Below are 20,270 nucleotides of genomic sequence, written 5' to 3' on the forward strand. Positions count from 1 at the left end.
CGGCTTGTTAGCGTCACTGCTTCCCGAATAGTTTGATTTTTATCGGATAACGCGCCGAAGGTGTGTTGTCGTGTTTCATTTCAGGGCGGTTGCATCTCAGCGATTGACAATTTGCCGATATGTTTCAAGAGTGCGCCGCATCGGCTGACTGCTTGGGGGGCATGGGCTATGTCACGGCGCGCGATTATCGGACTGTCGGCTCTTTTGTTCGGCGCTTTCCTTTCTCTCGCGCCCGGACAGGCGGCGGACGCAAGCCGCCAGGTGGTGACCACCCCCGGCGGCGATTATTTCGGCTTCGACCTGCGCACCGTCCAGAACCAGACAATCGAGCAATGCGAGGCGACCTGTATCGCCGATCGCTCCTGCCGCGCCTTCACCTACAATCCGAAGGTGAAATGGTGTTTCCTCAAATCCGACTTCAACCAGCTGAACGATTTTCCGGGCGCCATTGCCGGCAAGATCGTCGAAGTCACAGCCCAGCCCGACATCGGCGCCGCACCCGCTTTGCCCTTCATCAGCGACAAGCTGCGCGACGATGCGGCGAAGGCAAAGGCGAACCTCGCTCTGACCGATGACCAGAAGACGCAAGGCGTCCAGAGCCTGGTGGCGCTCGCCCATGTCGAGCAATCGGCAAAGAATCCGGCAGAAGCCGTAAAAGCCTTTCTTGGCGCCCTCTCCATTACGCCGGAAGATCCCATCCTCTGGATCGAAACGGCGCGTACAGCAAACAGCATCAAGAACAATACTGAAATCGCCGGCCAGGCCGCCATTGCCGCGTTGAACGGCTATCAGCTGACCCGGACCAAGGAGAGCCGCGCCGACGCCCTCGCAGTGCTCGCGGCGTCGCTGGCCAATTCGGACAACGCCCGCGCCGCTCTCAGCGCCTACAAGGCGAGCCTGGCGCTGGTCAATTCCAAGACCGTTGCCGCTGCCTATGCCGACCTCAAAAGCCGCAAGGGTTTCCGCATTCTCGCCAATACCATCGACAATGACAGCACGACCCCGCGCGCCTGCGTGCAGTTCTCTGAAAAGCTCATCAAGAGCGGCACGGACTACACACCCTTCGTCACCGTCGACGGCGCAACGCCGAAGGCGATGGAAGCCAAGGACGACCAGATCTGCGTCGAGGGACTTGCCCATGGGCAGCGCTACAAGATCTCCTTTCGCGCCGGCCTGCCCTCCTCGGTCGATGAAACGCTAGAAAAGACCGCCGACGTCAGCATCTACGTCAAGGATCGCACCGCCTCGGTGCACTTCACCGGCGACAACTTCGTGCTGCCGCAAACCGTTCGCCACGGCATCCCGCTCGTCTCCGTCAACGCGACCACAGCAAATCTGAAACTTTACCGGATCGGCGACCGTGGCATCGCGCCGCTGCTCACCTCCTCGCAGTTCCTGACGCAACTGGATGGCTACAGCGCCCAGCGCCTGCAGGATGAATCCGGCGAACTGGTGTGGCAGGGCGCCATCGACATCAAGTCCGATCTCAACAAGGACGTCGTCACCAGCTTCCCGGTCGACCAGGCATTGCCGCAGCGCAAGCCCGGCATCTACGTGATGACCGCAACCGTGCAGAACGGCGGCGGCCAGGAATGGGATTCCCAGGCGACACAATGGTTCGTCGTCTCGGATATCGGTCTCTCCACCTATGCCGGCACCGATGGCCTCAGCGTCTTCACCCGCTCGCTTGCCACTGCCAAGCCGCTGGCCGGCATCGAGTTGCAGCTGCTCGCCAAGAACAATGAAATCCTCGGCACGGCCAAGACCGATGAAAACGGCCATGCCACCTTTACCGCAGGCCTGATGCGCGGAACGGCGGCCATGACGCCTGCCGTCATCACCGCCAAGGACGGCGATAAAGACTATGTGTTCCTCGACATGACGCGCGCCGGCTTCGATCTGTCGGATCGCGGCGTCACGGGCCGCAAGACGCCCGGCGCCATCGACGTGCTCGCCTGGACAGAACGCGGCATCTACCGCGCCGGCGAGACGGTGCACGCCTCGGTGCTCGCCCGCGACAGCGCCTCGGCGGCTATCGAGAACCTGCCGCTGACCTTTATCTTCAACCGGCCAGATGGCGTCGAGGATCGCCGCGTCGTCAGCAATGGCGGCCTGCTCGGCGGCTATACGATCGACTTGCCCCTGCAGACAAACGCCATGCGCGGCACCTGGACGATGCAGGTGTTCACCGACCCGAAGGGCACGGCGATTGGCGAAAAGCAGTTTCTGGTCGATGATTTCGTGCCGGACCGGATAGAGTTCGATCTGAAGAGCGAGGCAACGACCATCGACCTCGATGCGCCCGCCGCAGTGACGGTGGACGGTCGCTACCTCTATGGCGCGCCTGCTGCCGGACTCATCATCGAAGGTGACGTCGCGCTGAAGACGACGCGCGAAAGCGCCGATTTCCCCGGCTATCTGTTCGGGCTTGCCGACGAGCAGGCGAGCGAGGACACCAAGGTGCCTCTCGAAGGCCTGGAGCCGGTCGACGACCAGGGCCACGAGACCTTCGATGTTTCGCTCGCCACGCTGCCTTCCACCACACAGCTGTTGAATGCCAATATCACGCTGCGCATGCAGGAAGCCGGCGGCCGTGCCGTCGAGCGGTCGCTGACGCTGCCGGTCAAGGCGCAGGGACCGATGATCGGCATCAAGCCGGAATTCGACGGTAATCTCAGCGAAAATGCCATCGGCAAGTTCCATGTCATCTCCATCGACCGGGATGCAAAAAAGCAGGCGATGTCCGGTTTGAACTGGAAACTGCTGAGTATCGAGCAGAACTACCAGTGGTACCGCGACGGCTCCGGATGGAAGTATGAGCCGGTGAATTCGACGAAGCTGGTCGCCAACGGCACGATTGATGCGACAGCCGAAAACGGCGCCGAAATCGCAGTTCCCGTCGCTTTTGGGCGCTATCGTCTAGAGATCGAAACCGCTGCCGTCGATGGCCCGGCCTCCAGCGTCGAGTTCGACGCCGGCTGGTACGTTGCGGCATCTTCGACCGAGACGCCGGACGCCCTCGAAGTCGGCCTCGACAAGGAAAGCTATGCTGTCGGTGACACCGCCAAGCTGAAGATTTCCCCACGCTTTGCCGGCGAAGTGCTAGTCACCATCGGCACCGAAAACCTTGTCTCGACCCAGACGGCGAGCATTGCGGCCGGCGGTGGCGAGATCGACATTCCGGTGACCGAGGCTTTTGGCGCCGGCGCCTACGTCACCACCACCCTCTTCCGTTCGGGCGATGCGCAGGACAGCCACATGCCGATGCGAGCCATCGGCGTGAAATGGCTGAAGGTCGATCCCGCCCAGCGAAAACTGTCCGTCAAGCTGACGCCGCCGCAAAAGACCCTGCCACGCCAGCCTCTGGTCATCCCGGTGGAAGTCGCCGGTGCCGGTATAGGCGAAGAAGCCTATGTGACCGTCGCAGCCGTCGATGTCGGGATCCTCAACCTGACGCGCTACGAAGTGCCGGATCCCGATGGCTGGTACTTCGGCCAGCGTCGGCTCGGGCTTGAAATCCGCGACCTCTACGGCCGGCTGATCGACGGCTCGCTCGGCGCCATGGGCACCATTCGCACCGGTGGCGATGGCGCGGCGGTGGCACTACAGGGCAGTCCTCCGACCGAAAAGCTGGTCGCCTTCTTCTCCGGCCCGGTCAAGCTCGATGCATCGGGCAAAGCCAACATCACATTCGACATTCCGCAGTTCAACGGCACCGCTCGTATCATGGCTGTTGCCTGGTCGAAGCACGGCGTCGGTCATGCCAGCACCGACGTCGTCATCCGCGACCCCGTCGTCGTCACCGCCAGCCTGCCGAAATTCCTCGCCCCCGGCGACGCCAGCCGCCTGCGGCTCGACATCGCTAACACCGATGCGCCGGAAGGCAATTACCAGGTACAGGTCACCAGCAACCCGGCTGTCAGCATCGCCATGAAGGATGCGTCGCAGACCTTAAAGCTGGCAGCAGGTGGCAAGGTCGCCCTGACCCTGCCGCTGACCGGCGCACAGCCGGGAGCCGGTGTCGTCTCGATCAAGCTGTCGGGCCCGAACGGCCTGTCGCTCGAGCAATCGCTCGACATTCCCGTCCGTCCGTCGTCCCTCCCTGTCACCGAATCCCGGCCGCTGACGATTGCGGCAGGCGCAAGCCTGACCGTCAACGGCGAGCTTCTGGCCGACAGCCTGTTGCAGGGCGCCTCCGTCAGCCTCAATGTCGCCCGCGCCCAGGGCTTCGATATCCCGGCGCTGCTGATGAGCCTCGACCGGTATCCCTACGGCTGCACCGAGCAGTTGACCAGCCTTGCCATGCCGCTGCTCTATTTCAGTGAGCTCGCCAAGAAATCCGGCATGCCCGACGATCCCGATGTTCGCAAGCGCGTGCAGGACGCAATCTACAAGGTGCTCGCCAACCAGTCCTCGTCCGGCAGCTTCGGGCTCTGGAGCCCCGGCTCCGGCGATCTCTGGCTGGACGCCTACATCACCGACTTCCTGACCCGCGCCCGCGAGCAGAAATTCGACGTGCCGGATGCAGCCATGGTGCAGGCGCTCGACAACCTGCAGAATGCGGTCGGCATCGACGCCAACATCAAGGACAACGGCAACGAGATCTCCTACGCGGTCTATGTTCTCGCCCGCAACCGCAAGGCGGCGATCAGCGACCTGCGCTATTACGCCGACACGATGCTGTCGAATTTCCCGACACCGCTCGCAAAGGCGCATATTGCCGCGGCCCTCGCCCTCTACAGCGATGCGCAGCGCTCGCGCAACACCTTCCTGGATGCCATGCAGACGGCGGAGAAGGATGCCGAGACCAAGGTCAGCTTCGTACGTTCCGACTACGGCTCGTCGTTGCGCGACGGTGCCGCCGTGCTGGCGCTTGCAACTGCAGCCCGACCGGTGCCCCCGATCGTCTCGGACCTTACCAAGCTCGTCGTGCGCGAATGGCAGAAGAAGGGCAACACCAGCACGCAGGAGCAGACCTGGATGCTGCTTGCCGCCCGCGCCTTGCAGACCGGCGATGAAGACCTGAAGCTCGCAATTGACGGCACCCCCCATACGGGTGCCTACAATGCTCGCCTGACCGGCGACGAACTGCTGGCACACCCGATCACCGTCACCAACCAGACGGCCCAGCCGATCTCCGCCACCGTCACCACCATCGCTGCGCCGAAACAGCCGCTGACCGCCAGCAGCCAGGGATTCACGATCGAACGCAGCTTCTATACCTTCGGTGGCGAGGAGGCGAATATCAGCCAGGTCAAGCAGAACGAGCGCTACGTCGTCGTCCTGAAGGTCAACGAAGCCAACAACTGGCCTTCGAAGATGATGATCACCGACCTCCTGCCTGCGGGCTTCGAGATCGACAATCCGGGGCTGGTCAACAGCGCCCAGCTGTCGAACTTCGATTTCCTGCAGGAGGTCAATCCGGCCCATGTCGAGTTCCGCAGCGACCGATTTGCCGCAGCCGTCGATCGCGCTGCCGACGAAACGGGCGAGATAACACTCGCCTACGTCGTGCGCGCCGTGACGCCCGGCACCTACGACATGCCCGGCGCCAATGTCGAGGACATGTACCGGCCGCAGTTCTTCGCCCGCACGGCGACGGGCCGCATGGAGGTCGAGGCAGCAAAATAATGCGGTTCTGGCGCACCCTCGGCATCGGCACATCGGCATCGCTGCTTCTGGCGCTGGCGGCTGGCCTCGGCCTCGAGGCAGCCGACAAGGCCTATCCGCCGCCGCTTGAAAAGGCCATGGTGACATCGGCCGAGGTGCTCGACAGCGATGGCCAGTTGCTGCGCGCCTTTGCCACGCCGCAGGGTCGCTGGCGCCTTAAGACGACAGCTGCCGACGTCGATCCGCAGTTCGTCCGCATGTTGGTCGCCTATGAGGACCGGCGATTTTACGAGCATCACGGCGTCGACATCGTGGCCATGGGGCGGGCGGCCCTTCAGTTCGTCACCCACGGGCGCATCGTCTCCGGCGCCTCGACACTCTCGATGCAGGTGGCAAGGCTTATCGAGCCGCGCCCCGAGCGAACCTTCGGGGCAAAACTGCTGCAGCTGGCCCGCGCCATCCAGATCGAGCGCCGGCTGAGCAAGACCGAGATCCTCGACCTATACCTCACCCACGCCCCCTATGGCGGCAACCTCGAAGGCATCCGCGCCGCAAGCCTCGCCTATTTCGGCAAGGAGCCCCGGCGATTGACAGTGGCCCAGTCGGCCTTGCTGGTGGCGCTGCCGCAACTGCCGGAAAAGCGCCGGCCCGACCGCCATCTGCAGGCGGCAGAGGCTGCACGAAAACGGGTGCTGACCCGCATGGCCGTGGCCGAGATCGTCGGCGACAGCGAGGCCGGGCGCGCCGAGTTCAGCCCCATCCCCGCCCGCCGGCTGCAACTTCCGGCCTATGCCGCGCATCTCGCCGAGGCGGCCCTCAAAAAAGAACCGTCGGTCGGCCAGCACCACACGACCCTCAAGCGCAGCATCCAGCAAGGGCTGGAAGCCGTCGCCCGCGAATCTGCAGCCAGGCTCGATCCAAAAGTATCGCTGGCCATGGTCATGGCCGACAGCCGCACCGGCGAAATCGTCGGCGAGGTTGGTTCCGCCAACTATTTCGACGCCAGCCGCTCCGGCTGGATCGACATGACACGGATCAACCGATCGCCCGGCTCGACGCTGAAACCATTCATCTATGGGCTCGCCTTCGAGGAAGGCCTGCTCTCCCAGGAAACGATCATCGAGGACCGGCCCGCCGATTTCTTCGGCTACCGGCCAAAGAACTTCGACACCACCTACCAGGGCGACGTCACCGTCCGCCAGGCCCTCCAACTCTCCCTCAACGTCCCGGCCGTCCGCGTGCTCGATGCCGTCGGGCCATCCCGGCTGCTGGTCCGCTTCCGCCGCGCCAATGTGCGACCGGTACTGCCGGCGAATGAAACGCCCGGGCTCGCTATCGGCCTCGGCGGGCTCGGCATGACGCTGAAGGACCTCGTGCAGCTCTACGCCGGCCTCGCAAACCGCAGCAATCCGGTGAAACTCGGCGACGGCATCGTCGACAAGCCCGAAGTCGTGGACAGCCAGCCGCTGCTGGAGCCCGTTGCCGCCTGGAATGTCGCAGATGTGCTATCGGGCATCATCGCACCCGCCGGCAGCGCCCAGCACGGCATCGCCTACAAGACCGGCACCAGCTACGGCTACCGCGATGCCTGGTCCGTCGGCTATGATGGCCGCTATGTGCTTGGCGTCTGGGTCGGCCGTCCCGACAATGGCGCAGTCCCCGGCCTCACCGGCTACGCCTCCGCAGCGCCCATCCTGTTTCAGGCCTTCGCAAAATCCGGCGTCGGCATCACGCCGCTGCCGTCAGCGCCGATCGGCGCGGTGCGCATCGCCCAGGCGCAGCTGCCGATCAGCCAGCGGCGCTTCTCGATGGATGCCAGCGGCCTTATGGCCGCCACGACCCGAGAGCCTGCCCCGCAGATCGTCTATCCGCCGGAAGGCGCCCATGTCGAACTCGGCGAAACCAGCGACGGCCTGATGATGCCGCTGGTGCTGAAGCTGCAGGGCGGCCGCGCGCCCTTCCGGTGGCTCGCCAACGGCAAGCCCCTCGCCGCCATCGCCCGCAACCGCGTCAGCCAATGGACACCCGACGGCGATGGTTATTCCACCCTCACAGTCATCGACGCCGCCGGCCGCGCCGCAACGGTGGGTGTGTTTCTGCAGTAGCGGCAGTTCGCTGCTGGGACCGATCGATGGGTTTCATCCACCCCGTAAATTTGGCAGTCAACAACCTGCGGCGCGTCAGCGCCGCGATGGGGCTTTTTGCGGTAAAAGTCACTCGCTCTCATCGACTCGAGCGCACTGACAGCCGTGACGGGCACAGGAATAAAGGAAAGAGAAAGGGAGCTTGGCCTGTTGTGCACGACTGCGGAATGGCAGAAACATCGGCCTCGCACCTATCCCAGTAGCCGTCCGAGCCAGTCCTTGTCGAGCACCGCTTCGAGTTCGCTGGCGACATCGTCCAGGGCCTTGTCGACGCTCTCGCGGTAGTTGCTGCGGTCGCCGGAGAGGCCGAAGCTTTGGAGGAGGCGGGCGCGGTAGGTGTCGCTTTCGAACAGCCCGTGCAGATAGGTCCCCATGATACGGCCATCACTGGAGATTGCTCCATCCGGACGGCCATCGATGATGACGGGCGGGCGGGCGCAGTCGCTGCCGGTCGTCTCGCCCAGGTGGATCTCGTAGCCGCTGAGCGGTGCATCATACTCCGTCGACCGCGCAAAGCTGTTGCGCACCGTCTTTTCTGGCGCCATCGATGTCTCGACATCGAGGAGGCCGAGACCCGGCATTTCCAGCACGTCGCCCTCGATGCCGAGCGGATCGCGGATAGTCGTTCCGAGCATCTGGTAGCCGCCGCAGACCCCGATAACCCGTCCGCCACGCCGCACATGCGCCGCAAGGTCGCGGTCCCACCCCTGCCTGCGAAAATGCTCGAGATCTGATATCGTCGACTTTGAGCCCGGCAGGATCACCAGTGAAGCGTCCGTCGGCAGCGGATCGCCGGGGCGTACGAAGACCAGGTCGACATCCTGCTCGGCCCTGAGCGGGTCGAGGTCGTCGAAATTGGCGATGCGCGGCAAAACCGGTACCGCGATCTTGAGCGCCCCCGCACCACCACGCGCCAGCCGCTCCAGCACCACCGAATCCTCTGCCGGCAGCCTTCCCGCCGACTTCAGCCACGGCACGACGCCGAAGCAGGGCCAGCCGGTAAAGCTGTGAATTGCCGCCAGCCCGTCGTCGAAAAGCGACACGTCTCCCCGGAACTTGTTGATGATGTAGCCTGCGATCATCCCCCGGTCCTCATCGGACAGAATGGCATGCGTGCCGACAAGCGAGGCGATGACCCCGCCCCTGTCGATGTCGCCGACGAGAACGACGGGAACGCCGGCCTTGGTCGCAAAGCCCATGTTGGCGATGTCGCCGGGCCTCAGGTTGATTTCGGCCGGCGACCCCGCACCCTCGACAATGACGAGGTCGGCGCCATCGCCGACATGGGCAAAGCTTTCGAGTACCGACGCCAGCAATCTCGGCTTCAGCGCCTGATAGTCCCGCCCCTTGGCCTGCCCCCAGACCTTGCCTTGGACGATGATCTGGCTGCCCACCTCCGATTGCGGCTTCAGCAGCACCGGGTTCATGTGGATGGAGGATGGGACGCGCGAGGCGAGCGACTGCAGCCACTGGGCTCGGCCGATCTCCCCGCCGTCGTCGGCAACGGCGGCGTTGTTCGACATGTTCTGGGGCTTGAAGGGACGGACCCGCAGTCCCCTGTTTGCGGCAAGGCGGCAGAGGCCCGCTACCAATACCGTTTTTCCGACATCGGAGCCGGTTCCTTGCAGCATGATCGCCCTGGTCATAGTCTGAAATTCCCGGTATCGGCTCGTCTTGAGCCCCTGCTCTACAGCCGTTCTGTCGAAATTATCGAGCGATATGACCGAGCTTCGGCGGCCAACTGGATGACTACTCTATTTGCGACAAACGATGACGACTTCGCTCGTTGTTTCGTGTCGACAACAGCATTATCTGCACGCCACATCACGCACAAGGCCGGGCTTCCGGCGCAGAGGATACCGGAATGCTTTTCGTCTTCAACAACAAGAATTCGATCCAGATCGCCTGGGGCTCGAAGGTCCCGTCGCAGAAGGCCGAAAGCCGCGCACAGGAACTGGATATCCGCAGCGGAACGGTTGGCGTCGTGCGCACGGGCTCCGCTGGCTAACACGCCAGACTGCACCGCTCGATCCATACCCCACACGCACAGACGAAAATCGCGCCGGCTGCAGGACAGCGCGGCGCGATTTATATACCGGAGGTCTTCGGCAGAGGCGCGAGACAGGCTTTCTCCGGGACGCAGTACCTGATCCGGAGAAACAGCGGTGTCGCCGCCTTGGCACAATCAATAGACGGACACGGTTACCGGATGGTTATTGAGACGTTAATTAAGAATGAATCGTGTTTTTTTTCGATTTTTTTCACGGCCCGCGCTCAGCCATCGAAGGACGCGAATGGAATACAAAACGTCTTGCGCAGGCGTAGCAATTGAACTTTTCTCCATGTCCGCACTTTAGAAGGACCTTTTTTGCCTCGCGTGTGCACAATTTGCAGCCAGTAGCCTCACCTCTCAGGCTATTTTGAAGGCTTTTCCGGCAGCTCAGCGATAGTCCCGGCATCTGTCCGCACATCCCCCCCGGTTGATTTCTCCGCATGAATCCTTAGGCTCGATTTCAAGGTATGAAAAAGCGCGCCCCGGGGGATCTTCTATCCTCAGGCACAATAACAGCGGACATACCAAAGGGGACCGGCATGGACGCTTTCGGGCGCCTGGATCGGTGAAGCAGATACGGTCAGGGATGGGCGCGCCACATCGTGGGCGACCTCCGTGGCCGGATGCACGAACGTGATCAACGGCAAAAAACTGGGAGAACTTTCACATGAAGAAGCTCATCGCTTCCGTTATATTCGCAGCAGGTACCTATGCGCTCGCAGGCTCGGCAAGTGCAGCGGAGTGCGGCGACATCTCTATCGCCGAAATGAACTGGGCCTCCGCCGGCGTCGCTGCGCAGGTCGACAAGATCATTCTCGAAAACGGCTATGGCTGCAAGGTATCGCTGGTGACCGGCGACACCCAGCCGACATTCACCTCGATGAACGAAAAGGGACAGCCGGATATCGCCCCGGAACTCTGGGTCAACGCCGTTCGGACCGCGCTCGACAAGGCCACCGCCGAAGGTCGCCTGATCGAGGCTGCCCCGCTGCTCAGCGACGGCGGTGTCGAAGGCTGGTGGATACCGAAATTCCTCGCAGACGCCCATCCGGACATCAAGACCGTGCAGGATGCCCTGAAGCATCCAGAGCTGTTCCCTGCCCCGGAAGACAAGACCAAGGGCGCCGTCTACAACTGCCCGTCGGGTTGGAACTGCCAGATCTCGACCGCCAACCTCTACAAGGCGCTTGGCGCCGAGAAGGAAGGTTTTGCGCTGGTCGATACGGGCTCGGCAGCCGGCCTCGACGGTTCGATCGCCAATGCCTTCGAGAAGAAGACCGGCTGGCTCGGATACTATTGGGCACCGACCGCGATCCTCGGAAAGTACGAAATGGTCAAGCTGAGCTTCGGCGTTCCTCATGACAAGAAGGAATGGGATGCCTGCACCTCGCAGCAGGATTGCGCGGCCCCCAAGGTCAATTCCTATCCTGTCTCTGACGTCTTTACCGTCGTCACCAAGTCCTTTGCCGAAAAGGCCGGCGTTGCCATGGACTACGTCAAGACCCGCAAATGGGACAACGGCACCGTCGGCAAGGTGCTGGCCTGGATGACGGACAACCAGGGCACCAACGAAGACGGCGCGAAGTACTTCCTCAAGACCTATCCGGACATGTGGACCAAGTGGGTGGCTCCCGATGTCGCGACGAAGGTCAAGGCTTCGATCTGAACGATGCGACGGCAGGCCGGAAGGCCTGCCCTCACCTCTCGCCGCTGCAAGGATCGCGTCTCCCCATTGGAAGCGCATGCACCGAGGGGGTCACGCGACCACACTGCATCCGCCTGAAGGCGGACAGGCGAGCAGACTGAGAACCGGCATCAGCACTACACCACGGACGGCAATCTTGATAGCCACACGGATTGCGCGTCACTGCCCCGATAAAAAGGGCCCGGATAAAAAGGGGAATGTGATGGCTCTGCAATGTAGTTTTCTGCCGAATTTCCTGTGTAACTTCCCGGCGATCAACGACACGATCATCCGCGAAGGCCGCAAGAACATCGACGACGGCTTTCGCGGCATGGTGCGCTCCTGGGGCGCTGTGATCGACATCGTCGTCCAGCCGCTGCAATGGTTCCTGAACTACCTCGAGTGGCTGTTCACCAACACGCCTTGGTTCATCATCCTCGCGGTCATGATGGCCATCGTCTATCTCGCCAGCCGCAATATCAAGATCGTCATCGGCACCGCCATCTCCATGGCCCTGATCGGCGTTTTTGGGCTGTGGAACGATACGATGATCACACTCGCGATGGTCACCGTCTGCACCCTGATCGCCATCGTCATCGGCCTGCCGATCGGCATCCTCATGGCACGCTCCGACCGTCTGCAATCGGTGATCAATCCGACGCTCGACGTCATGCAGACCATGCCGAGCTTCGTCTACCTCATCCCGGTCGTCGTCATCTTCGGTATCGGCAAGGTGCCAGGCCTGATCGCTGTGGTGATCTACGCCGTGCCGCCGATGATCCGCCTTACCAACCTCGGGATACGACTGGTCGACAAGGAAGTGCTGGAGGCAGCAGATGCTTTCGGATCCTCCCACACCCAGAAGCTCTTCAATGTGCAGATCCCGCTGGCACTGCCGACCATCATGGCCGGCATCAACCAGACCATCATGATGTCGCTTGCCATGGTTGTCGTCGCCTCGATGGTCGGGGTGGGCGGTCTCGGCAAGAACACGCTGCAGGCGATCAACAACCAGTTCTTCACGGTTGGCTTCCTCAACGGCTTTGCGCTCGTCGCCATCGCCATCATTTTCGACCGTACCAGCCAGGCATACGGCAGGCGGCTGCAGAAACATTCGGAGGTGGTCCATGGCTAGTCACGCGATAGAGATCAAGAACCTCTACAAGATCTTCGGCCCCCGCGGCCGCGAGTACGTCGAGCAGGTGAAAAACGGCCTCGGCAAGACCGAACTCAACGTCAAGCACGGCCATGTGCTCGGGCTGCAGGACATCAACATCAACATGCCGGCCGGCGCCATCACCGTGGTCATGGGTCTCTCCGGCTCCGGCAAGTCGACGCTGATCCGCCATATCAACCGGCTGATCGACCCGACCGCCGGCGAGGTGCTCTACGACGGCGTCGACGTCTGCAAGATGACCGAGAGCGCGCTGCGCGAATTCCGACGCCACAAGACGGCGATGGTGTTCCAGAAGTTCGCGCTGCTTCCCCACCGCACTGTGATCGAAAACACCGTCTACGGCCTCGAGATCCAGGGGGTGCCACGCGCGGAGGCGCAGAAGAAGGGCCGCCACTGGATTGCACGCGTAGGCCTCGATGGCTTCGAGAACCACTTTCCGAACCAGCTGTCGGGCGGCATGCAGCAGCGCGTCGGGCTTGCGCGGGCGCTGACCAATGACGCCGATATCCTGTTGATGGACGAAGCCTACTCGGCGCTCGATCCGCTGATCCGCGTCGATATGCAAAGCGTGCTGCTCGACTTGCAGAAGGAACTGAAGAAGACCGTCGTCTTTATCACCCACGATCTCGACGAGGCGTTGCGGCTCGGCGACAGGATCGCCATCCTGCGCGACGGCAAGGTCATCCAGCAGGGCTCCGGCCAGGACATCGTCCTGCAGCCCGCCGATGAATATATCAGCGCCTTCGTCAAGGAAGTGAACCGCGGACGGGTCATCAAGGTGCAAACGGTGATGAAGCCGATCTCCGGCGAAGGCTCGTCTATGCGCCTTGCGGGCGACATGACACTGGAGATGGCTGCGCGCCAGATGACCGGCGCCAACCAGACGGTGGCCATGGTGGTCGACGCAGCCGGCAAGCCGATCGGCTCGCTCGATCTGCACAGCATCATCCTGGCGATGGTGACGCCGACCAGCCACACCGTCCCGGAAGCAAAAGCGGCGGCCTGACGCCGCCGCTGACGATTTACGATTGAACAGACGCGATCAAGCGGCCCGCAGCAATGCGGCGCCACTTCTCGCTGTTACTTTCCGCCGCCAAAGGCACGGCCCTCGGCGAAGTGCGGCATGACCATGCTGTCGAAGGTCTTCAATGCCGCGCCGATGGCCTGGTGCATGTCGAGATAGCGGTAGGTACCGAGCCGGCCGCCGAAATGCACATTGGCCTCCGCATCCGCCCGTGCGCGGTAGCGCAGGAACACATCCTTGTCCTGGCGCGTGTCGATCGGATAATAGGGCTCGTCCTTGCGCTGTGCGGAACGCGAATATTCGCGCACGACGACTGTCTTTTCGTTCTGGTAGTTCCGCTCCGGATTGAAGTGGCGGAATTCGAGGATGCGGGTAAAGGGCACATCCTCGTCGGCGTAATTCATGACCGCCGTTCCCTGAAAATCGCCGACATCCAGCGTCTGCTGTTCGAAATCGATCGTCCGCCACCCAAGCTCGCCCTCGGAATAATCGAAATAGCGATCGATCGGGCCGGTGTAGATGATCGGCAGCCCAGCCGGCAGCTGGGACTTGATGTCGAAGAAATCGGTACCGAGCATCGTCTGGATATGCGGCGAGGCCAGCATGCGATCAAAGATGGCGGTGTAGCCGTCTTTCGGCAGGCCCTCATAGGCATCGTTGAAATAGCGGTTCTCGAAATTGTAGCGCACCGGCAGCCGGGTGATGATGTGTTCAGGCAGGTCGCGCGGGTCCGTCTGCCACTGCTTGGCCGTGTAGCCGCGAATAAATGCTTCGTAGAGCGGCCGGCCGATCAGCGAGATCGCCTTTTCCTCGAGGTTGGAAGGGTGCTTGCCTTCCATCTCAGCCGCCTGCCCGGCGATCAACGCCCGCGCTTCGTCGGGCGAGAACCGCTTGCCGAAGAACTGGCAGATGGTCGCAAGGTTGATCGGCATCGAATAGGCTTGGTCGCGGTAGCTCGTGTAGACCCGATGCTTGTAGTCGGTGAAGCCGGTGAAGCGGTTTAGGTAATTCCACACCGTCTCGTTCGGCGTGTGGAACAGGTGTGCGCCGTAGCGATGCACTTCGATCCCGGTGTCCTTGTCGAACTCGCTATAGGCGTTGCCACCGATATGATGACGGCGATCGACGATCAGCACATTCTTCTTGAGGTCAGTCGCCACCCGCTCGGCAATGGTCGCTCCATAAAATCCGGCGCCGACGATCAGCAGGTCGATATTGGAAAAATCGGTCATAGTGTCTCAGCACCTTAGCGGAAGGTCCGCATCCCTTCATCGGGGCCCCGGAGGGCTGTCGGTATGGGGGAAGCGGTCACCAGTGAAACGGGCCCCGGGTGAAGGCCAGCGGCTTTCAAATCGATCGGATCGAAGCTGCAGGCCTTCCACCTTGGCGGCTTACCAAACGCCCTGCATCTTGACGGGCGTGTAGCGGTAGGAGTTGAACAGTGCGGCTTGCTCATCGACAGCCGCCTGAACATTGTAGGTAGCACCTAGAGGCCTCGTATGGGCCACCCCTACCGCATCGATGATAGCCATGCGGTTTGCAGGGCGACCGAGGAAAGCAGGCCAGAGATGGTCGAGGCCGTAGCCGGACTCCGCATCGCGCATCGAGCCGATGCAGATCTTCAGGGCAGCCTTGGAGAAGATCGGGCACATGATCTCAATGAACCCCTCGTGCCGCAAAATGCTGTTCGGCCGCTGGATCGTGATCGGATGGTTGGGGAAGCAACCCGGACCCTGCTTGAGCGACGGCTGCGCCAGTTCCAGCCCGTGCTTGCGGGACAGATGAAACATCCGATTGACGGTATCGCCATCGCAAAGCAGGTCGTCATCCGGGAGCCAGACGCGGTCGTAACCCCAGAGCGGGCTTCCCTCGTAGAACAGGTCGGAAATCAGCCTGAACTTCTTGCGCTTCGGAAGATGGGCGAGATATTCGAACGGGCTTTCGACGACGGGATCTTCGGCACCGTAATAGCCGACGCACAGATCCCAGCTGCGCGTCGCGGCATCCAGCCCGTCGAACCAGCGAGGATGCAGCGACTTAGAGTTGGCGGGGACAACGACGAGGTTGGGACGCTTAGGACCGTTTGCCGGCTGCACCAGGAACTTTGCGTTGCGCTCGTGCGACAGCTGCGTCGCAAACATCGGATGCTCGGGGTGAGGTGTCGACGTGAGCATGTAGATTGCAACAACGCCATCCACCACGCCCCTGCCTGCCAGCAATGCTACCTTCGACCCCTCCATGCGGGAGACATTGAAGACGATCGAAGGCAGACCGGTCTCGTCGATGAAGCACAAGAGGCCATTGACGACTTGCCAGTAATCCGTCGACGCATTGAAAAAATTGCCAACCAATCCGCCCGGAGCCAACACGAGGAACGGCGACAAGGTGCCGCGCTCCAGGTCGGCAAACTGCCAGAACGTTCCGGTTAGCATTTCTTCCGTTACCGGATCGGATTCGCTCAACCCAGCCAGAAAGTCTGAAGCTGTGTTTTCTCTTGTCGAAGCCAGCATATTCACTGTTTCTTCCCCTTCATGTCCCACCCCTGCTCGGTCTGTCCCGATCGTAGTTTCTTGAGTGATTTACGAAACTCGTCTCACTTCGTGGCGTTCGCCACGCATGTTGGTGATCGTCAGCGCCTTACCGTCTTCTGCGGGATCGAGCACGTCGACCATTTTGGATTGCATCCAGCCGACAGCTGCCCTGCCGTCCGTCATTGGGAACCAAGAGGCGACGATCTGCCCCTCGATGGTCACGGAGAAGTCGTTTCCGAAGGTCACCCGCTGGCCCGAATTTGTTTGCCACGTGCCGACGACGACACCGAGATACGGAAAGTAATTCGCCGCATTCGGCACGTTGGTGATGACGCAGACGAGCTGGTCCGGACGGCCCCGCCGGGGAATGATAGCGGCGATCTCGTAGGTCGCGCTGACCGTCTTGAAGAGGCCGAGCCACTGGCCGGGATGGAGCACGGCGCAATGGCTGTGACCGTCATCATAGCAGGCGATTACATGGTAGTTGAGACGGGCGCTGTCGTGGAGCTTGGCAATCAGGGCCGGCAGCGCATCCGGGGTGAAATGCTCGAGGACATCGGCAGAGCAGCAGATGTCGGCGCGCGGCAATGCATCCGTCAGCACGTTGGTGCTCTGGAAATGCACATTCGACGGCAACTGCCCGAGAAGCGGCGAACGCGCCCAGTCGAGGCCGATGACATTGCGGACCGATCCGGCAATAGCGCGCAGGAACCGTCCATTGCCACAACCGACTTCGGTCAGCGTTTCCGGCCGGGCCGACGCGATGACGGCTGCATGATCGACAAGCCAGTTATTGTTCTGGTAGCCGGCATCACCGTCGTGGAGACGCTGGTAGTCCGCCGCAGTAACGTTCCTGGCAGCGACATTCCGGTCGAGACCCGCCGCATATCCAGACTGCAGCAACTGGCTGTCGACAAGCCGCCTGGCATCGGGATCGGCACGCAGCGAGACAGCCAATTCCGCGAATCCGGCAAATGTAGCCCGTGCGACCTTGGTCATGATGTTGTCGCCGACGCTAGCAGCCAGACCGGCGCTATGCATGACAAATGCCGTCTGCGCGGCTAGGTCGTGCTCGATGCCCTGCCCCTGTGCAGCGACAATTTTTTCAGCGGGCGCGTTCCGCCAGTTGCCAGCCTGAGCTGCATTCCTGTCGTTGGCCTCGGCAAGCTGGGATTTGACGTTACCCAGTTCGCGCCGCAACATTTCAACATTCGCATGCGTCCTGAAAAGTTCGTCACGCTCGCCGGTGAAAATTGGCGGCACGTGCCGTACCCTGCCGAGCAGGGCCTTTTCGATGCAGCGATCGATGGTTTGACGGTCTTCGATCGAAAAACAGCAGTTGTCCAGATAGTAGGACACAAAGCGCGCTGCCCGGCCTTCCTCTGGCTGCGAGCGGTGGGTGAATGCTGCGTCGAGGTCAGCGAGCGATCCGCACGGAAAGCCGCCCAGTTCATACTCGCTGGATGCGAAAGTGAAGACCGCCTTTTCGTAAAGCAGAGCCTCCAGGCCAACGCCTGAATTGGCGACGATCACCGTTTCGCACTGCTCCAGATGCCGATGGATGGAAGCCGTCGATACCATCACATTGCGGTGCCGGGCCTGCACTTCGTCAAGGGTTCGTGTAACGAGGCCATTGGTGCATTGCGGATGCCGCTTGACCACAAGCAACCGCCCGGTGACATCGGCTTGAGCCGCGGCATGGCGCAGAACCTCGAGCGGATCGATACGACAAAACTGGGCGACGGGATCTTCGAGCAACTGCATCGGGAAATAGACAAAGGGGCGGCCTGCATCGAAAGCTTCGCCCGATTGTTCGTACTTCGACGTATTGCCGGCCCTGAGAGCCATCACCAGCGCCTTCACGCGGCGGCGGGCGGCCTCGGTATTGACCGCGTCGATACCTTCCGCATGCAGCTCCGGAAACCGCGCAAGTGAACTCCAGCCGGAAAAACCATTCTCGTCGAAGGAATACCAGCCGACGATCGGCGTTTCCTTGATGCGCCAGATATTCGGACCATCGCCGACCGAGTGATAGGAGATGGTGATACCGCCGTTCGGCGGGCGTCTTGGGGCCAGATGCGTCCCGAATGGCACGATGGAGAGATTGGTCGTCACGCGGCGACGACCGAGGCCTGCGCAGAGTTCAGAGAACATCTTGCGATGACGGTCCCCGTCGGCTTTGACGGTAAACCAGAATTCCGGAACCTCGAGGTCCACCGGCACAGACGCGACGTCCGGCGCGAAGGATCCATCCAACAACGGCTTGTTCGGGATGCCGGTATTCCAGGCAACTGTGGTGGGCATCGAGAATCCTTTGATGTCTGATCTGTTGCCAGAGGATTCCAGCATTAGCTTGCGCCAGCCTGTTCGGCACACGCATGGAGAGTCTCGAACCTCGCCTCCAGCCCCACGAAAGCAACCGCTTCTATCCAAGCGCAAAGCCTGCTGACTGGAGAACCCGATGTCCCTCAATGAACCGCTGATCCTGTCGATATGCGTTCCCACCTATAATCGGCAGTTCCTGCTCGAGCGGAACGTCACCTTCCATCTGGATGCTTTCCGGCGGATCGGCATTCCCTTCGAGATCGTCATCGTCGACGACTGCTCGACCGACGATACTGCGGCCTATATTGCCTCGCTCGCCGACCAGCCGGAGATCTCCGCCTTCCGTCGCGCGACGAATTCCGGCTTTCTCAGCAACTATGCCTTTGCCATGCAGCGCGCCCGCGGTCGCTATGCTGTGTTTCTCGGCGATGATGACCTGCTCATTCCGGAAAAGGTCATCGAATATCTTCGGTTGATGGAGGCGGACAGCGAGATCGGCGTCGTACAAGCTCCGTGGCTGCTGGTCGATGCGCGGCCCGGCGGCGGCGATATGTCGCCATTCTACCATGTCGCCTCCCCGACCAGGCATCGCAAGGGCGACTTCCGCGCCCTGCTCGATTTCATCATCAACGGCCATATCTTCCCCGAGTTCATGATCATCCGCCGGGAAGTGCTGCTGCGGTCGATCTCCAGCCCGACACCCTTCATTTTCTGGGCCTTCCTCTACACGACACGAGCTCTCGACAAGGCCGATATCCTGTTCATGCCGGAGCCGTTCGCGCGCGTCACCGCCGTCTCGGACGATCCGCGCCTGCAGCAGGGCAATAAGGAATGCATGTTCCAGTGGGACAGCTATCGGGGGGGGCTGGAATATCTCGCCTCGCAGGCGCTGCGCACGCCGGATCTCCCGCAGGACTACCGCGCTTCCCTGATGGCCCGCATCACCGGCTTTATGCTGCAGCGCCAGGCGGTGGCCTTGCGCCTGCACGTCTCGGCAAAGAACTGGGTCGAGGCCTACATCATGTATCACCGCATGGCTGTCTATCAGCCACAGCCTCTCACGGCCGATGCCTATGGCCAGATCTGCAAGCTCGCGGGCATCGTAACCGCAGCCACAGAGGCCGTCGCCTTCAACGGCGAACCGGCGATCCTCGATCCGGTTATCAACGATACGACGCTCAGCCTGCTGCCGGAATCGATCCAGCAAAAGCTTACCCGCGACCAGCGGACCGGAATGGACGGCGACCGCCCCCGCGCCTACCTGCGGTTCACGCCCGAATTTCCCGAGCGCCACGGTGCGAAGGATGGCGTTTTCGATATCATGAAATACATGGCGCAGTTCGTCTGACCCGCATTTCCCAGCCATTTGAGAGCATGACCACCATGACGACAGCCTTTGCCGACCGCGACGCCATCGCCGCCAGACTTTCCACACTGGCTGACGCCGACCGCTCCGTCATCGCCCTGATCATGGAAAATCCGCTACAGGATGTCAGCCTGATCGAGGGCCTGCACTGGCACCTGGATCAGGCCTCGAAAGCCAAGTTCCTCAACAGCATGAAACTCGAAGCGCTCGGCGAATGGCTCGGAAATGCCGCACCGGCCCGGCTGCAGATCCGCCTGTCCGAAGTGGCGAAATCCAGCCAGCACCCGTCATATGCGGCGTTTAGGGCAGGTCTGACGCGATCGGGCGGCCTGGAGCGCGCCTTTCCGAAGGTCTGA

12 protein-coding genes are annotated in these 20,270 nt (G+C 61.8%); 8 read left to right on the forward strand and 4 right to left on the reverse strand.

Annotated features, from left to right (window positions below; genetic code table 11):
* The first annotated feature begins 168 nt into the window (after positions 1-168).
* Entirely contained in the window at positions 169-5,631 is a 5,463-nt protein-coding gene (locus J5289_RS12620) for an alpha-2-macroglobulin family protein (protein ID WP_209183984.1), read from the forward strand.
* Positions 5,631-7,715 (forward strand): penicillin-binding protein 1C, encoded by a 2,085-nt coding sequence (gene pbpC / locus J5289_RS12625; RefSeq protein WP_209187485.1) that lies wholly within the window; start codon positions 5,631-5,633, stop codon positions 7,713-7,715. The genes J5289_RS12620 and pbpC overlap by 1 nt, the downstream gene beginning before the upstream one ends.
* Before the next feature lie 230 nt (positions 7,716-7,945).
* Here pbpC and J5289_RS12630 read toward each other — a convergent pair whose 3' ends face one another.
* Positions 7,946-9,400 (reverse strand): cobyric acid synthase, encoded by a 1,455-nt coding sequence (locus J5289_RS12630; RefSeq protein WP_209183986.1) that lies wholly within the window; start codon positions 9,398-9,400, stop codon positions 7,946-7,948.
* A gap of 218 nt (positions 9,401-9,618) precedes the next feature.
* Between J5289_RS12630 and J5289_RS12635 the strand changes: the two genes are divergently transcribed.
* From J5289_RS12635 to J5289_RS12650, 4 genes are all read left to right on the forward strand, one after another.
* On the forward strand, positions 9,619-9,762 hold the full coding sequence (locus tag J5289_RS12635; RefSeq protein ID WP_162854764.1) for a hypothetical protein: 144 nt from the start codon (positions 9,619-9,621) through the stop codon (positions 9,760-9,762).
* A 712-nt stretch (positions 9,763-10,474) separates the two neighbouring features.
* Positions 10,475-11,473, forward strand: a complete 999-nt coding sequence (locus J5289_RS12640; protein ID WP_209183987.1) for an ABC transporter substrate-binding protein — start codon at positions 10,475-10,477, stop codon at positions 11,471-11,473.
* Between the two features lie 241 nt (positions 11,474-11,714).
* On the forward strand, positions 11,715-12,626 hold the full coding sequence (locus tag J5289_RS12645; protein WP_111222951.1) for a proline/glycine betaine ABC transporter permease: 912 nt from the start codon (positions 11,715-11,717) through the stop codon (positions 12,624-12,626).
* On the forward strand, positions 12,619-13,674 hold the full coding sequence (locus J5289_RS12650; protein WP_142823100.1) for a glycine betaine/L-proline ABC transporter ATP-binding protein: 1,056 nt from the start codon (positions 12,619-12,621) through the stop codon (positions 13,672-13,674). Before J5289_RS12645 ends, J5289_RS12650 begins: the two co-directional genes overlap by 8 nt.
* Positions 13,675-13,748: 74 nt before the next feature.
* On the opposite strand, the gene glf is transcribed toward J5289_RS12650, so the two are convergent.
* From glf to J5289_RS12665, 3 genes are all read right to left on the reverse strand, one after another.
* Positions 13,749-14,924, reverse strand: a complete 1,176-nt coding sequence (gene glf, locus J5289_RS12655) for a UDP-galactopyranose mutase (RefSeq protein WP_209183988.1) — start codon at positions 14,922-14,924, stop codon at positions 13,749-13,751.
* A gap of 159 nt (positions 14,925-15,083) precedes the next feature.
* Positions 15,084-16,202, reverse strand: a complete 1,119-nt coding sequence (locus J5289_RS12660; RefSeq protein ID WP_209183989.1) for a DUF707 domain-containing protein — start codon at positions 16,200-16,202, stop codon at positions 15,084-15,086.
* Between the two features lie 69 nt (positions 16,203-16,271).
* A complete protein-coding gene (locus J5289_RS12665; protein ID WP_209183990.1) occupies positions 16,272-18,527 on the reverse strand; it encodes a hypothetical protein in 2,256 nt (751 codons plus the stop codon).
* A 157-nt stretch (positions 18,528-18,684) separates the two neighbouring features.
* Here J5289_RS12665 and J5289_RS12670 point away from each other — a divergent pair, with 157 nt between their 5' ends.
* The gene (locus tag J5289_RS12670) at positions 18,685-19,896 is read left to right on the forward strand and encodes a glycosyltransferase family 2 protein (RefSeq protein WP_209183991.1); all 1,212 of its coding nucleotides are present in this window, start codon (positions 18,685-18,687) and stop codon (positions 19,894-19,896) included.
* Positions 19,897-19,931: 35 nt separating this feature from the next.
* Complete coding sequence (locus tag J5289_RS12675; RefSeq protein WP_209184132.1) at positions 19,932-20,270, forward strand: hypothetical protein; 339 nt, start codon at positions 19,932-19,934, stop codon at positions 20,268-20,270.

The organism is Rhizobium sp. B230/85 (genome assembly GCF_019355735.1).
Taxonomy (GTDB): domain Bacteria; phylum Pseudomonadota; class Alphaproteobacteria; order Rhizobiales; family Rhizobiaceae; genus Rhizobium; species Rhizobium rhododendri.

Excerpts from the sequence above, each read along its gene's own strand:
- J5289_RS12650 (WP_142823100.1), top strand. The coding sequence starts at position 12,619 with ATGGCTAGTCACGCGATAGAGATCAAGAACCTCTACAAGATCTTCGGC.
- J5289_RS12630 (WP_209183986.1), bottom strand. The coding sequence starts at position 9,400 with ATGACCAGGGCGATCATGCTGCAAGGAACCGGCTCCGATGTCGGAAAA.
- J5289_RS12635 (WP_162854764.1), top strand. The coding sequence starts at position 9,619 with ATGCTTTTCGTCTTCAACAACAAGAATTCGATCCAGATCGCCTGGGGC.
- pbpC (WP_209187485.1), top strand. The coding sequence starts at position 5,631 with ATGCGGTTCTGGCGCACCCTCGGCATCGGCACATCGGCATCGCTGCTT.
- J5289_RS12620 (WP_209183984.1), top strand. The coding sequence starts at position 169 with ATGTCACGGCGCGCGATTATCGGACTGTCGGCTCTTTTGTTCGGCGCT.
- glf (WP_209183988.1), bottom strand. The coding sequence starts at position 14,924 with ATGACCGATTTTTCCAATATCGACCTGCTGATCGTCGGCGCCGGATTT.
- J5289_RS12665 (WP_209183990.1), bottom strand. The coding sequence starts at position 18,527 with ATGCCCACCACAGTTGCCTGGAATACCGGCATCCCGAACAAGCCGTTG.
- J5289_RS12640 (WP_209183987.1), top strand. The coding sequence starts at position 10,475 with ATGAAGAAGCTCATCGCTTCCGTTATATTCGCAGCAGGTACCTATGCG.
- J5289_RS12660 (WP_209183989.1), bottom strand. The coding sequence starts at position 16,202 with ATGCTGGCTTCGACAAGAGAAAACACAGCTTCAGACTTTCTGGCTGGG.
- J5289_RS12670 (WP_209183991.1), top strand. The coding sequence starts at position 18,685 with ATGTCCCTCAATGAACCGCTGATCCTGTCGATATGCGTTCCCACCTAT.
- J5289_RS12675 (WP_209184132.1), top strand. The coding sequence starts at position 19,932 with ATGACGACAGCCTTTGCCGACCGCGACGCCATCGCCGCCAGACTTTCC.
- J5289_RS12645 (WP_111222951.1), top strand. The coding sequence starts at position 11,715 with ATGGCTCTGCAATGTAGTTTTCTGCCGAATTTCCTGTGTAACTTCCCG.